Consider the following 13,076-nt stretch of genomic DNA (forward strand, 5'->3'; position numbering starts at 1 on the left):
TGACCGGCGTGAACGCCGCCTCGCCGGGATCGGCATCGGTCACCGTCAGCGTGCCGCCCGTGGCGAGGTGGCCCGCAGTAACGCCCTTGTCCTCCGTCAGCGCGCCAACATCGGTCCCGGCGATATGGGCGACATGCGGTACTATAGGAGGAATTTTGTCGTTGCCCAGCGTCGGCGGAATGTGATCCGGGGGCAGCTGGTTCGGAACCTTCATCCCGTCGGGAACGAGGTTCGGCGTATCCGTGCCCGCGACAACCGGCGGAATATGATCCGGGGGCAGCTGGTTTGGAACCTTCATCCCGTCGGGAACGAGGTTCGGCGTATCCGTGCCCGCGACAACCGGCGGAATGTGATCCGGCGGCAGCTGGTTTGGAACCTTCATCCCGTCGGGAACGAGGTTGGGCGTATCCGTGCCCGCGACAACCGGGGGAATGTGATCCGGCGGCAGCTGGTTTGGAACCTTCATCCCGTCAGGAACGAGGTTCGGCGTATCCGTGCCCGCGACAACCGGGGGAATGTGATCCGGCGGCAGCTGGTTCGGAACCTTCATCCCGTCGGGAACGAGGTTCGGCGTATCCGTGCCCGCGACAACCGGCGGAATATGATCCGGCGGCAACTGGTTCGGAACCTTCATCCCGTCGGGAACGAGGTTCGGCGTATCCGTGCCCGCGACAACCGGGGGAATATGGTCCGGCGGCAGCTGGTTCGGAACCTTCATCCCGTCGGGAACGAGGTTCGGCGTATCCGTGCCCGCGACAACCGGCGGAATGTGATCCGGCGGCAACTGGTTCGGAACCTTCATCCCATCGGGAACGAGGTTGGGCGTATCCGTGCCTGCGACAACCGGGGGAATGTGATCCGGCGGCAACTGGTTCGGAACCTTCATCCCGTCGGGAACGAGGTTCGGCGTATCCGTGCCCGCGACAACCGGGGGAATGTGATCCGGGGGCGCGGTCAGCGCCGGACCCGGGCCGAGATGAGGCACCTTGTCATTGCCCAGCGTCGGCGGGATGAGATCCGGTGACAGGTGCGGCGGCTGCCCCGGAAGATCCGCCCTATGAGGCAACGTCTCGCCAGGTCCCATGGCCGCCGAAGGTATCCCGGGCGGCCCTTCCGGCGAAATCGGAGATCCCCCAACGCCGGATGGAACAGGCGGGCTCTCATGCGTGTCTACTACCGGTTCGACATAGCCGGATGATGCTGGAGCACCCGCGGTTCCGGCATCGACATGGCCTCTGCCCGGATCAAGATCCGCGGCAATCCAACCAAATCCCTCTTCAGACTGGACTTGGCGAGGATCCTTAGTCTCGGTCGGAACCGCCGAACTGAACGGACTGATGTCTTTGGCGTCCGGCGATGAGTTGCCGCGATGTTCGGATCCAAAGCGAGCACGTGTCATGGTCGTCGCCTACCGTTCGGTCATTGCCAGATCGAGATTGGTGAAAACCGGCTTCCAGACATATTCAAACACGGTCTTCTTTCCCGTCAGGATATCGGCCTCCCCGGTCATTCCAGGGAGCAGAGCGAAACGGGCGGGATCATTTCTGAAGTAGGCCTGCGGAATGTCGATCAGCACTTCATAGTAAGCAGCGCCACGATCGGTCACGATCGTGGTCGGGGAAACCTCGGTGATCGTCCCGGAAAGCGCGCCATAGCGGCTGAAATCAAATGAATCGATCTTGAGGTTCACCCTTTGCCCGGGCACGACGAAACCAACATCCTTGGGCGAGAGCTGCGCAGCGAACCGGAGATCAACGTCTTTGGGTACGATCTCCGCGACGAGACCGCCGGGGGCCACCACGTGGCCGGACATCGTTTCCGGAACGGTCTGGACGAACCCGGCAACCGGGCTGGTAACGCGGGAGGCAGCGATGCGACGCCTGAGGCGGACGACCTGTTCCTCCATCTGCTGAACATCGCCGTTTATCTGCGTGATGCGATCTCTCGATTTGGTGGATTCGGTCAGTGCGATCTCACCCAACCGCTCTTGCAGTTCAGCCAATTCCGCTTCGAGTACGGTCTTCTTTCCAGAAAGGACGGCCAACTGGTAATCGTAATTGGATTCAGCCACCAGCGCCTCAGCCAAACGTGCGCTGGTCACTAGTCCTTTGTCAGCCAGCCCCTGAATGGCGGTCTTCTGCTCGTTGGCTACCGTGAGCTGGCGTTCGATCGCCGGCATTTCCGTCTCAGCAGCCTTAATATCCGCGACCTTGCCGGCGATCTGCCGTTCGATGATCTTGTGTTCCCCTTCCAGGAAAGCACGACGGGAGAGGAAAGCTTGAGTTTCGCGGTCAATTATCTGATGGATGCGATCCTCAGCGTCACTCCGGCTGATTACGTTTCCATTGATTGATGAAAACATCATCTGTGCGTCAACAGCACGCCCCCTGATGCTCACGAAACTTGGCTGCCGATTTTCCACCAAGGCAAGCAGGCGCTCACGTTCCAGCTCAAGCGACAACTGCTTTGCCAACGCTTCGCGAAGCTGGGAATAGTACTCCCGATTGTCGAACACTGCGATGAGATCGCCAGCCTGTACCAGATCGCCTTTGCGGACCGCGACGGATGCCACAGCACCACCGAACTCGCTCTGCAGGCGCTGCACTTGGCTGACAGGCTCTACCGCGCCGCGCGCCTTTGCTATTTCATCGACAGGCGTCAGCACCATCCAGGCAATAAGCATCACGAAGCAGACCATGACCAGCATCGCGCAGGCGTTGGCCAAATGTACCACGGGTCCATCGTTGATCTCGAAACGCCGAAGCTTTTCATTGTCACTGTGAGCGTTCATCTCTGGGAAGCCTTCTCAATCGGGCGTTCGGGACTCGCTGTCTTCTCGATCGGTCCGAAATACATAAGCGCGCCGCGGTTCAGCACCACGGCATTGTCGGCGATGCCGACCAGAGACGTGTCGTGCGTGGAGAAGAAAACAGTCGCTTTACCGCGGCTGGAATGGATGAATGCTATGAAATCCTGCTGTTCGGACTTGTCAGCACAAGCCATCGGATCATCCAGCAGCACGAGCGGCTTAACGGGGTCTATCACTTCGTCCCGCAGCGACGGATCATCTGGCCGAGAGCTTGGCCCAACCGCGCCGCGCTCTCCCATGACCGCCGCGATCGTCTGCCCGGTGATACGGCGTGGATTCCAGGAGCGCCCCGGCGAGGCTATTGCGTCCCGGCGTTCGGCGATCGCCGGCAGAATGAGGGTCGAAAGGGCGAGTTCATCAGGATCGTACTGGCGCGTGCTGATCCCATTCAGAAACACCTGACCAGATTGTGGAGTGAGAACACCAGCAAGCAGCCGTAGCAACGTTGTCTTGCCGGAGCCATTCGGACCGAGCACGACTGTCACACTACCAGGTTCGACCTTGAACGACAGGCTCGCGGCGGCCGGCTCACTGTCGCTGTCATATCGGAAATAGACTCCGTTAACGTCGATCGAAGGCGCGCTCCGCGGCGTGTGCTCGAGAGCGACCACCGGAGTCGCCAGGGTCGGGATATTGAGCGTCTGGTCGAGACCGGCCAGGGCTGATCGCGCAGCACGCAGTCGGGCGAGCCCCAGAAAGAAACCCTGGGCGGGTCCGGTTATCCGCCATGTCAGCATCATCGTTCCAACCAGAGCGCCGGACGATATGACACCCTCGATAGCCAGGTCGACGCCAACGGCAAGGGTCGCCAAAGCTGCCCCGGTGCCAAGGATCGAGCCGATCGACTGCAGAGCGCCGTAGCGAACCGCCGCTGCGTGTGCGCCGCGCGCCGCAAGCTTGGATGTATCGGCAAACCGCTTCAGCCATGCGTCGGCCAGTCCGCTTTCGCGGATCTCCGTCGCGCTGGAACTCAGTTCGTGCAACAGCGCTGTCCGCTCCGTCGCGGCGCGTGCCAGTTCGGGATCGACCTCGCGGGATGTGCGCGACAGCCAGAAGGCGACGGCAACGAAGAGCGCAAGGTAGACAATCGGTACGATGGCCAGAACGCCACCAATGAACGCGATAAGGACCAGCGAGACGAAGATGAAAGGGGCGTCGAAAACCGCCGGTATGTTGGCCGAAGCGAAGAAGTCGGCGATGCGGCGAACATGCGCAATGCGGGCATCGATCCTCTCGATCGACTGTTTCTGTAGCGCTTGCAGCGGCATGCGTAGGAGACGCACCTCCGCTGCGAGCCCTGCAAGCGACGAAAGTCGCGCATATTGGGCTGCCAATAGTCGAGAGCGGGCCAGCCTAAGGAGGAGCACGCACAGGACCACAACACTTGCACCCGCGATGAGCGGCACGAGCGATTCTGGCGCTCTGGCGCCAAGTACACGGTCGAACACCGCCATGGAAAACAGCGGAACGAGAGCGGCGAAGACATTCACGAAGAGAGACAATAGCAGGCCGTGACGCACCGTTCGCCGAACGCGGCGGACAAGTGACTGACGGATGATCGATCCGGCAGTAGCGCCGTCAAGGTTGCGCAGATAAAGCACTCGTTTTGAGTGGGCCAGGATATGTCGGACCCGTGCTGTGGTTGCCCCATTCGTGGACAATTCCCGATCGGCGCCGTTGACTCGAACGATCGCAAAAGCCTCGTCGCCCGCGATAGCCAGAACCGCACCGTCGAGCCCGTCCTGCCAATCGCGCGGCAGGCCAGGATCCACACTGACCGGAAGCTCGAGCAACGCAAGAACGGCCGCGGCGTCATCAAGTCGCTCGATGCCTACATCTTCCGGCAGTGCGCTGGAGAGGACCTTCGCACTGCGTCGCCAGCCCATTTCCGAAAGCACCTCGGCAAGCAGGCTTTCAAGGCTTGTCCTACCGTGGTGCGCACTCGCAGGTTCGACACGCTCGGAGGGCAGGCTGATCGGATCGGCTCCAAGCCTCTTCATGCTGCGATGCTTTCGATGGGCGAGGGGGCGACAATGACCCGCTCCGAGGTCGGCGGCAGCCCTCCCATGATGCCTTCACGTGTCAGCACGATAATGGTGATACGCCCCGCCAACTCCCCTAGAAGGGCTGCGAGACGGTCGGCGCCATCTTTGTCGAGGGCGTAGGTCGGGTTATCCAGGATGACAGCGCGCGGCGAGCCACTGAGACCACGTACGATGCCGACCCGTTTCGCTACGCCGCTCGAGAGCGGCAGACCGAACTCCGCACCAACCTGCGTTCTCACGCCATTTGCGAGGCGGCCGATCGGTATGTCGAGACCGAGCTTGGCGGCAATCGCCAGAGCCTCGTCAATGTTGCCGTTGTCGAAACCGGTTAGGTTATCGAGAATGGTCCCGCGAAATAGTTTCGGCATCGAGTTGACCAGTCGAACATTCACGTTGCCGGTTGCCGGTATGTCGCCCCCCTCCTGATCCGTCAGGCGCAACGACAGACGGCCAAGTGTCGCTTCGCCGCTTTGCGCAAAAGTGTCGGACACATCGCGAAACGCAGCCTCCGCACGCTCGAAGGACGCGAAGTCCAGGACAGTCAGGCTTCCCGGATCCACCCTGACGGTTACGCCATCCATCGTGAACGCGATGCCTATCGGACCACTTCCGCCGTCAGTTTTGGAACCGTCATCGCCAGACCTGGCAATACCCACGGGACCAGCCAACAAACTGCGAAGATGCTGATCGGCCGCAGAGGCGAGCTGCCGGCGCGCGAGCCCGGATGCGATGCCCACGAGGCCGGCAACAGCACGCTGACCGAGAATGAGACATGCTGCGACAGCACCCGTTGTCATGCTCCCATCCAACGCCATCACCGATCCCACGGCGAGGATGGCAACTGAAGCCGCGACGCTGGCGACCTGCGTCAGATCCATCAGAACGCCAGCCTGCGTTTCGGCCCTCTCCGTCGCCTCCGACGCTGTTTTTTCGGTGCGGACCAGCCGCATCATCAGCGTGCCGGCGATGCCCGTCGTACGAAAGACTTCAGCGAACTCTACGCCGGCCATAAGCAGCGACTTGTGCTCGCCGCGGGCTTCAAATCGATTGACCTCCGCAGCCTTGTGCCAACGCGCCGAAAGGAAGACAAATAGGCCCGCAACGGCAACAATGGCCAGGGGCGCGACGACCACTGGGCCACCTAAGAACCAGACCAGTATCAGGAAGACCACCGCAAACGGTGCATCGAAAAGCGCCAACAGGGACTGGCCGACGAGCACATCCCGGGACCGGGAAATCGCTGCGAAGAACTCTTCAATCTGCCCGGCTCCAAATCGTCGCAACTGGCTGCGCCGCATGGAAAGGGCCTGTTGTGCAACCTTAATGGAGAGACGATATTCAGCAATACTGCCCAATCGGCTGAATATCGCGGCGCGCGCGAAACGGGTCACGCCGTCCAACGCAATGGCTATGAGGACGGCAGAAAACAGCACAAAAGCTGTCCCGATGGCCTGATTTGCGAGTATGCGATCATAAACTTGGATCAGCGCCAGCGGCAGCGCCAGACCAAGAGCATTAGACAACACCGACAAGGCGACGAGCCACATTTTTGCGATTATTGATTTCGTCATCGTTCGCGCTCGTCCTGCTACAAACTATCGCCGGCGGCGATAGTGGCAAACTACGCTACGGAACCATCGAAATTGCAATCGCATTCAACCTAATTTTTTTTGTTTATATACTGCGGAAAATCACCATTTTTGATATTTTAAAATAATTCTAAACCTGACTTATTTTCTCCGCCTCGTCCACATCGTATTTTGCGGTCGGATGTCATTCGCGCTCGGAAGATGGCTGCCTTACCGTTGCCCGTAATCAGCTGCCACCAACGATGACATCGGGAATGACGAAGGTCTCGGTCCCGTTTACGGTTACATTCGTGTTGTCGTCATGGCGTCGTATCGTAACGCTCGCACCGTCAGGCGCGACGATTTTTCCATTGCTAAACACCAGCTTCCGCACGAATCCGTCCGGGAACGTGATGTCGATATCTGCCTCGCCCTGTCCTTTTCGGATGACACCGAAGCTGCACGTCGTTACCGACGCATCCCCCTTGAAACGGCAACTTATCCGGCCTGTGGCATGGTAGGGAGTCCCCGCAACGAGAGCGTCCGAAGTCGGGTCCGGCGGTGTTTCCGCTTCCCGAAGAAAGCGCCCATTGACCCACCCGACTTCATCGGAATCGCCCAGCAACTGGACCTTGCACCATCGGCCGGCATCGACCGGCCGGCAGCCAAGATTTCGAACAACAGCGCCGGTGGCCAGCTTTAGAACGACAGGGGCATCGGCCGAAGGCGAGGAGCGCAGATTAAGAGCGTCGCCATCACTTATGCCCGCCACCCGCCAAAAATCCGGCCCACCTCCATACCCGTCCGCAAAATCTGATTTGGGCGCGGCCACAGGCTTATTGTCATTCGCCGGAGCTATCGGCGCCTGCCGCGTTACCGTGTCGATGCGGAATCCGATCGTGAACGTGGCGCTGTCGGCGCCTGGCGCAATTACGTTGTGATAAGTCGAGTCATTGTCGGGGCTGAACGACACGGGCATCTTTTGACCGGCGCGCGCGCCAAGGGTGTATTTGACCGTGTCATAGCTGCGCACCGTGCCGCTGTAGGAGGCTGAACGTGCGCCTTCAGGAAAGTGAACGTTGATCGCGGACACGTTGTCGGCGTTCGCCGGAAGCGTGAAGACGCTTGTCGTCATCAGCCAAACTGCAGCAACAAGCACGCGCATGGCACAATTCCTTCAGAAAGCCCGCCCGCCGCTGAAAGACGGAACGCGGCCGCGAGCCGTCAGTTGACGTGACGCGAAGAACCCCAAGGTGTCCAATGACTAATGTCGCCGTCACGTGAGAAAAACTCATGCGCGCCGACGATGTGGCTGCGGCGGATATGCAAGGCACATGATGACCTGATCGACCTTCCAGAGCGCGCGCCGGACGCGCTGCTTGCCGACAAAGTCTATGATGCTGATGCCATCCAGAGCGCTTCAGCTTTTCATGAAAACGCAGAAACGCTCACTCTCTTTGTTTTTCCGCGTTTCCTTCACGCGAACCGCTTCACATTTCGCTCGGAAACGCTCCGGAGCGTCATCGCGACGCGGATGAACGCCCATAGCATCGGGTTGCCGTCCGTCCGCGCGGCAACTGAAACAGGACCTCAGGCGCTCAGAGACGGACGCTCTCAGAACCCCGCCATTCACGCCCACTATCCCCCGGCATTGCGCGCCATGAAATCCGCCGCGCCGCCATTGGCGGGGTCCACGAAGGTGATGTCGTCCGGCGCCCGGCGGGGGCTGTCGATGGAGAGGAAGACGACGGGCTCTTCCAGCAGGGTCGGCAGCGCGTGGACCACGCCGCGCTCGAAGAAGAGGAGGTGTCCGGGCGCGAATTCGGCTTCGTCGGACGGATCGCCCATCCAGAAGGTGCCGCGCCCCGACAGCACATAGAGATATTCGTCGCATTCGCGGTGGAAATGCGCGGGCACGGGGCGATAGGCGCGGAAGACCCGGCAGCTCGCCTCGGGCCGGTCGGTCAGATATTCGTCCGCCAGCATGGTCTGCGCGGTCGCCGGCAGCCGCGCGGCGATCTCGGCGGGAATGAACCGTGCCGATCGGGCGGCGCCCGATTGTTGTTGAAGATCCTCCGGCATCGCGCCCTCACATGGCCTGATCGAACAGCAGCGGCACCTTGCCCCGGACCGACAAATCCTCGGCATAGGCGCGCACCGGCGCGGGGAAGGTCAGCCCCTTCACAATGGAGAGCGAGCGCAGCACCGGCCAGAGCTTGATGTCGCTGATCCCGATCGCGCTGCGTCCCTCCAGAAGCGGGGCCAGCGCGTCGAGCTTCGGCTGCATCTGCGCCAGCAGCGCGGGCGTGTCGGCCATGAGCGCGTCGAGATCGCCGAAGGCGCGCTCCTCCCGCGCCCGATAGGCCTCGCGCGCGTCGGGCGTCGCCATCTCGGCGAAGTCGCCCTTCGTGAAGCGGGGAATGAACAGCTTCAGCCCCGGCTTCCAGGCGTCGTCGATCCAGGCATCCAGTGCCGGGTCGGCGGGGCCGTCGAACAGGGGCGTGCCGAGATGGTCCACGAAGCGGACGATGTCGAGGCTTTCGCCCATGAAGCTGCCGTCGTCCTTTTCCAGGATCGGCACGGCCTTCTTGCCGATCATCCGGATCGGTGTCTCGGCATCGCCCTCCAGGATCACCGACAGGTCCACGGGCACATCCTTCAGGCCGAAGGCCAGGCGCGCGCGGGTGCAGAAGGGGCAGTGTTCGTAGATATGCAGTCTCATGCGGCGCCTCCGGCCAGCGGGGTCAGCGGGATGACTTCGGAGCTTTCGATATAGTGCGGCAGCTCCGCGAACAACTTGGCGATATGCGGCGCGGCCAGATGGCGGTCGAGAAGCGCGCGGCTCGCCCATTCCTCGGTCCAGACGAAGCGGGCGGGGTCCGCGGCGTCGCGGTTCAGCTGATAGGTGATGCAGCCCTCCTCGGCGAGGGTGTCCGCGATCACGCCCCGGAACAGCGCCTCGACAATGGCTTCCGTGCCCGGCTTCGCGCGGAAGATGGCGACGACGGGAATGGTGGCGGCAGGGAGGGTCATGGCATGTCCTTACTGACGAGTAACTTACTCGACAGTAACTTTTCCATTGCGAAACGCAACCCCGCTGTGCGAAGCTGCGCGCGAGGCAGATTGAGGTGTCGATGGTCGACATATCCCCGCGCGTGGAGATGACCCGCGCCCGCCTGCGCGCCGCCGCGATCGCCGTTTTCGCCCGCAAGGGCTTTCACGACACCAAGGTCAGCGACATTGTCGCGGAAGCCGGCCTGTCGCAGCCGGCCTTCTATCTCCATTACGCGAGCAAGGACGCGGCCTATGAGGCGCTGGTGGCCGCGTTCCGCACCCGGCTGCTGGATGCCACGCGGCAATGCCTGATCTTCGCCGAGATCCGCGCCGCCGATGTCCCGGACAATGTGCGGGCGAGCTTCGTCCGGTTTCTCACCGTCCTGTCGGCGGATCCTGCGCTCACCGAGATCGGCTTCTACCAGCTTCCCGGCAGCAGCCTGACGCGGGCGCAGATGACCCTGTGGAGCATGGAGAATATGCGCCAGGAACAGGCGGCGGGCATCCTGCGGGCGGACATTCCGGTGCTTCACCAGGCCCAGTTGGTGATGGGCCTGCTGGACCAGATGGGTCGGCTGACGCCGGACGAGGTACCGGGGATCGCCGACATCTGCGCCGCCCTGTTCTGCAGCGCGCTGGTCGTCCGCAAATAGCGGCCCCTCTTATGGTTCCGCGCCCCGCGCCTCGTGGATCAGCAGCAGGATCTCATAGGCGAGATAGGCGGCCAGATGCGCGGACATTCCGTTCACGTCGTGGCCCGGGCTGACCGTGTTGATGTCCACGGCGACGATGTTGAGGCCCGACAGGCCGCGCAGCAATTGCAGCCCCTCGCGCGCCGAGAAGCCGCCCCAGGTGGGCGTGCACACGCCGGGGGCGACGGAGGGGTCGAAGGAATCCATGTCCCAGGAGAGATAGACCGGCCGGCCCGCCATGGCGGCGTGCAGCTCGGCCAGCACGTCCGCCTCGCCCCGCCGCACATAGTCGCGCATGGTGATGATGTTGTAGCCGAGGGTGCGCGTGTGATCGACCACCCCCGGCCGATAGGTCGAGCCGCGCACCCCCACATGATAGGAGGCGCTGGCGGAGACGCGCTGTTCCAGCGCCACATGGCTGAACTGGCTGGCGGCGTCATAGGGGTGATCGGGATCCACCGGGTGGCAGTCGGTGTGGCTGTCGACGTGGAGCACGCACAGGTCCGGCCACAGGCGCGCGGCGGCGCGCACCAGGGGCACGGAGATGGAGCCGTCGCCGCCGAAGCCCACCACCGTGGCGCCGGAGGAGGCGACCCGGAAGGCGGCCTCCTCGATGCGGGCGAACGCCTCCTCGATGCGGCCGGGCGTGAGGGTGACGTCGCCGCAATCCACGAGGCCCAGGGCCGCGCGCACGTCGAAATCGGCCCGCTCGGATTCATAGGCCCGCACCAGGGCGGACTGCTCGCGGATGGCGCGCGGCCCTTCCCGCGAGCCGATGCGGAAGGGATGGGTGCCGCAATCGAAGGGCACGCCGAGAATGGCCGCCTTGGCGCCCGTGGCCTGGTCGGACCAGGGCGCGCCCATGAAGCCGCTGCCCTGGTGCATCAGGGCGGCGCCGCTCAGCTCGGACATCTTCATGGGGCGGTGCCTTCCTGTGCCTCGGCCAGAAAGTCGAAGGCGGTCAGCGTGTGCACCTTGGCCACCGCCACCAGCTCATCGACGAGGATATATTCGTCCGGCGCGCCCATGTTGAACGGGGTGCAGCCGAACACGACGCTGGGAATGCCGAACATGCGGTAGATGCGGGCGTCCGACGCGCCCACCCGCATATTGGTGACCGGCGCTGCGCCGAAGACGCGGCGGGTGGCCTCCACCGTGCGTTGGACGATCTCATGGCCGGGCGGGGTGAAGCTCGCCGGATAGGACCGGATGATGCGCCAGCGCACGCCGTCGAGGCCGTCCAGCCCGTCATGCAGCGCCGCCTCCACCGCCTCCAGCGTGACGCCCACGGGGATGCGGATGTCCGCCGCCGCGGTGGCGGCCGCCGGCACCAGATTGGGAGAGATGCCGCCCTGCACGGTGCCGATATTGACCGTCACCCTCTGGAGCGTGTCCGCCTCGCCCACGCCCGACAGGGGCTCGGAGACGGGCTTGGAGGCCGCGATGGCCGCGCTCACCTCGGCGGGCGCGTCCACGGGCAAATCCTCCAGGCGCTTCAGCGCGTCCAGCGCATCGCGCAGGCGGTCGATGGCATTGAGGCCCTTGTGGACATGGGCACCGTGGGCGGGCTGGCCCTCGGCCTCGATCTCCACCCAGCACAGGCCCTTCTCGCCGAACCGCACCACCGTGGGCGATCCCACGTCGCCGCACAGCATGGCGTCGCCGCTGGCCTCCGGCACATGCTCCAGCAGCCAGCGGGCGCCGAGCGATCCCATATTCTCCTCGTCCCCGGCCAGGGTGACCACCAGTTCGCCCGTCCATCTGTCGGTATGCCCGGCGAGGATCCGGGCCGCCGTGAGGGAGCTGGCGATGCCGGCCTTCATGTCGGACACGCCGCGCCCATAGATGCGGCCCTCCCGGAGTTCGCCGCCCAGCGGCGGCACGCTCCAGGCGCCCTCGCCGATGGGGAAGGTGTCCAGATGCCCGTTCAGCACCAGGCGCCGGCCCGGCCGGCCGCTGGAGATGACGGCCACCAGATTGACGATGCCGGGCGCGCTTTCATAGCGGCGCACCCGCGCGCCGGGGATCTCCGCCAGCAGGGCGGAGGCGGCCTCGGCGATGGTGGTGACATCGCCGGGCGGGTTGGGCGAGCCGATGCGGACGAGGCGGCGGGTGGTCTCCACGAGGTCGTCGCGGCCCGCCTCCACCGCGTTGATCAGGCGGTCATGGAAGGGGGAAAGGTCACTGGCGGGCAAGGCGTCGCTCCCACACGCGGATCGCCATCGCCAACGGCCAGCAGATGCAGAAATAGACCACGGCGATGAAGGTGAAAATTTCGAGCGGCCGGAAGGTGGTGGAGGACAATTCCATGCCCCGGCGCGTGATCTCGCTCACCGAAATGACGGAGCCGAGCGAGGAGAACTTGATGAGCTGCACGAAGTTGGACGCCAGCGGCGGCAAGGTCATGCGGATGGCCTGCGGCATCACAATGCGCAGGAAGCTCTGCGTGGGCGTGAGCCCCAGAACCTGCGCCGCCTCCCGGTGGCCCTTCGGCACCGCCTGGATGCCCGCGCGGTAAACCTCCGAGATGAAGGCCGCCATGTAGAGCGACAGGCCGATCAGGATGGCGGCCAGCGACGAGATGCGGATGCCGAAGACGATGGGCAGCACGTAATAGACCCAGAGCAGCTGCACCAGGATGGGCGTGTTGCGGATGATCTCGCCCAGCGTGAGGCTGAAGGCCCGCAGCATGGCGAATTTCGACATGTCGAACAGCGCCAGCACGAGCCCGCCCAGCAGGGCGAAGACCAGCGACGTGGCGGAGATGATGAGGGTCAGCTCGAGGCCGGACAGAAGGAAGTCCAGGTTGCTCCAGATGATGTCCCAGCGAAACTGATAGCTGTTCACG

General features: G+C 63.3%; 12 protein-coding genes and 1 pseudogene. 2 read left to right on the plus strand and 11 right to left on the minus strand.

Features of this window, described 5'->3' with window-relative positions; translation table 11 throughout:
* The 5 genes from EJJ38_RS20235 to EJJ38_RS00875 all read right to left on the minus strand — a co-directional run.
* The coding region (locus tag EJJ38_RS20235) for a hypothetical protein (protein ID WP_164738360.1) at positions 1 to 1,399 on the minus strand (1,399 nt) is incomplete at its 3' end.
* A 9-nt stretch (positions 1,400 to 1,408) separates the two neighbouring features.
* Positions 1,409 to 2,791: an HlyD family type I secretion periplasmic adaptor subunit gene (locus tag EJJ38_RS00860; RefSeq protein WP_127088219.1), complete on the minus strand. Its 1,383-nt coding sequence runs from the start codon at positions 2,789 to 2,791 to the stop codon at positions 1,409 to 1,411.
* A complete protein-coding gene (locus tag EJJ38_RS00865; protein WP_127088220.1) occupies positions 2,788 to 4,869 on the minus strand; it encodes an ABC transporter transmembrane domain-containing protein in 2,082 nt (693 codons plus the stop codon). Before EJJ38_RS00865 ends, EJJ38_RS00860 begins: the two co-directional genes overlap by 4 nt.
* On the minus strand, positions 4,866 to 6,485 hold the full coding sequence (locus EJJ38_RS00870) for an ABC transporter transmembrane domain-containing protein (RefSeq protein ID WP_127088221.1): 1,620 nt from the start codon (positions 6,483 to 6,485) through the stop codon (positions 4,866 to 4,868). Before EJJ38_RS00870 ends, EJJ38_RS00865 begins: the two co-directional genes overlap by 4 nt.
* Positions 6,486 to 6,729: 244 nt before the next feature.
* On the minus strand, positions 6,730 to 7,647 hold the full coding sequence (locus EJJ38_RS00875) for an SH3 domain-containing protein (protein ID WP_127088222.1): 918 nt from the start codon (positions 7,645 to 7,647) through the stop codon (positions 6,730 to 6,732).
* A 159-nt stretch (positions 7,648 to 7,806) separates the two neighbouring features.
* On the opposite strand from EJJ38_RS00875, the pseudogene EJJ38_RS20875 reads away from it, so the two are divergent.
* Positions 7,807 to 7,896, plus strand: a pseudogene (locus EJJ38_RS20875) (IS5 family transposase); the annotation flags it as partial.
* 224 nt (positions 7,897 to 8,120) lie between these two features.
* Here the strand turns inward: EJJ38_RS20875 and EJJ38_RS00885 are convergent.
* Genes EJJ38_RS00885 through EJJ38_RS00895 form a run of 3 tightly spaced genes read right to left on the minus strand, consistent with a single transcriptional unit; the run spans position 8,121 to position 9,515 of the window.
* Entirely contained in the window at positions 8,121 to 8,564 is a 444-nt protein-coding gene (locus EJJ38_RS00885) for a cupin domain-containing protein (RefSeq protein WP_127088223.1), read from the minus strand.
* Positions 8,565 to 8,571: 7 nt separating this feature from the next.
* A complete protein-coding gene (gene grxB / locus EJJ38_RS00890) occupies positions 8,572 to 9,204 on the minus strand; it encodes a glutaredoxin 2 (protein WP_127088224.1) in 633 nt (210 codons plus the stop codon).
* Positions 9,201 to 9,515: a putative quinol monooxygenase gene (locus EJJ38_RS00895; protein WP_127088225.1), complete on the minus strand. Its 315-nt coding sequence runs from the start codon at positions 9,513 to 9,515 to the stop codon at positions 9,201 to 9,203. The genes grxB and EJJ38_RS00895 overlap by 4 nt, the downstream gene beginning before the upstream one ends.
* Positions 9,516 to 9,616: 101 nt before the next feature.
* Between EJJ38_RS00895 and EJJ38_RS00900 the strand changes: the two genes are divergently transcribed.
* Positions 9,617 to 10,189: a TetR/AcrR family transcriptional regulator gene (locus tag EJJ38_RS00900; RefSeq protein WP_127088226.1), complete on the plus strand. Its 573-nt coding sequence runs from the start codon at positions 9,617 to 9,619 to the stop codon at positions 10,187 to 10,189.
* Between the two features lie 9 nt (positions 10,190 to 10,198).
* Here EJJ38_RS00900 and EJJ38_RS00905 read toward each other — a convergent pair whose 3' ends face one another.
* From EJJ38_RS00905 to EJJ38_RS00915, 3 genes are read right to left on the minus strand one after another with little or no spacing between them, the layout of a single operon-like run.
* Positions 10,199 to 11,146, minus strand: coding sequence for an arginase family protein (locus EJJ38_RS00905; RefSeq protein ID WP_127088227.1), 948 nt, complete (start codon positions 11,144 to 11,146; stop codon positions 10,199 to 10,201).
* Entirely contained in the window at positions 11,143 to 12,423 is a 1,281-nt protein-coding gene (locus EJJ38_RS00910) for a M20/M25/M40 family metallo-hydrolase (RefSeq protein WP_127088228.1), read from the minus strand. Before EJJ38_RS00910 ends, EJJ38_RS00905 begins: the two co-directional genes overlap by 4 nt.
* Positions 12,410 to 13,075 carry an amino acid ABC transporter permease gene (locus tag EJJ38_RS00915; RefSeq protein WP_127088229.1) on the minus strand — a complete coding sequence of 222 codons (666 nt, stop codon included), beginning with the start codon at positions 13,073 to 13,075 and terminating at the stop codon, positions 12,410 to 12,412. The genes EJJ38_RS00910 and EJJ38_RS00915 overlap by 14 nt, the downstream gene beginning before the upstream one ends.
* Position 13,076 lies beyond the last annotated feature (1 nt).

Source organism: Aquabacter cavernae, assembly GCF_003993795.1.
Taxonomy (GTDB): Bacteria; Pseudomonadota; Alphaproteobacteria; order Rhizobiales; family Xanthobacteraceae; genus Aquabacter; species Aquabacter cavernae.

Coding starts and splice junctions, on each gene's coding strand:
- EJJ38_RS00860 (WP_127088219.1), bottom strand. CDS start 2,791: ATGAACGCTCACAGTGACAATGAAAAGCTTCGGCGTTTCGAGATCAAC.
- EJJ38_RS00865 (WP_127088220.1), bottom strand. CDS start 4,869: ATGAAGAGGCTTGGAGCCGATCCGATCAGCCTGCCCTCCGAGCGTGTC.
- EJJ38_RS00870 (WP_127088221.1), bottom strand. CDS start 6,485: ATGACGAAATCAATAATCGCAAAAATGTGGCTCGTCGCCTTGTCGGTG.
- EJJ38_RS00875 (WP_127088222.1), bottom strand. CDS start 7,647: ATGCGCGTGCTTGTTGCTGCAGTTTGGCTGATGACGACAAGCGTCTTC.
- EJJ38_RS00885 (WP_127088223.1), bottom strand. CDS start 8,564: ATGCCGGAGGATCTTCAACAACAATCGGGCGCCGCCCGATCGGCACGG.
- grxB (WP_127088224.1), bottom strand. CDS start 9,204: ATGAGACTGCATATCTACGAACACTGCCCCTTCTGCACCCGCGCGCGC.
- EJJ38_RS00895 (WP_127088225.1), bottom strand. CDS start 9,515: ATGACCCTCCCTGCCGCCACCATTCCCGTCGTCGCCATCTTCCGCGCG.
- EJJ38_RS00900 (WP_127088226.1), top strand. CDS start 9,617: ATGGTCGACATATCCCCGCGCGTGGAGATGACCCGCGCCCGCCTGCGC.
- EJJ38_RS00905 (WP_127088227.1), bottom strand. CDS start 11,146: ATGAAGATGTCCGAGCTGAGCGGCGCCGCCCTGATGCACCAGGGCAGC.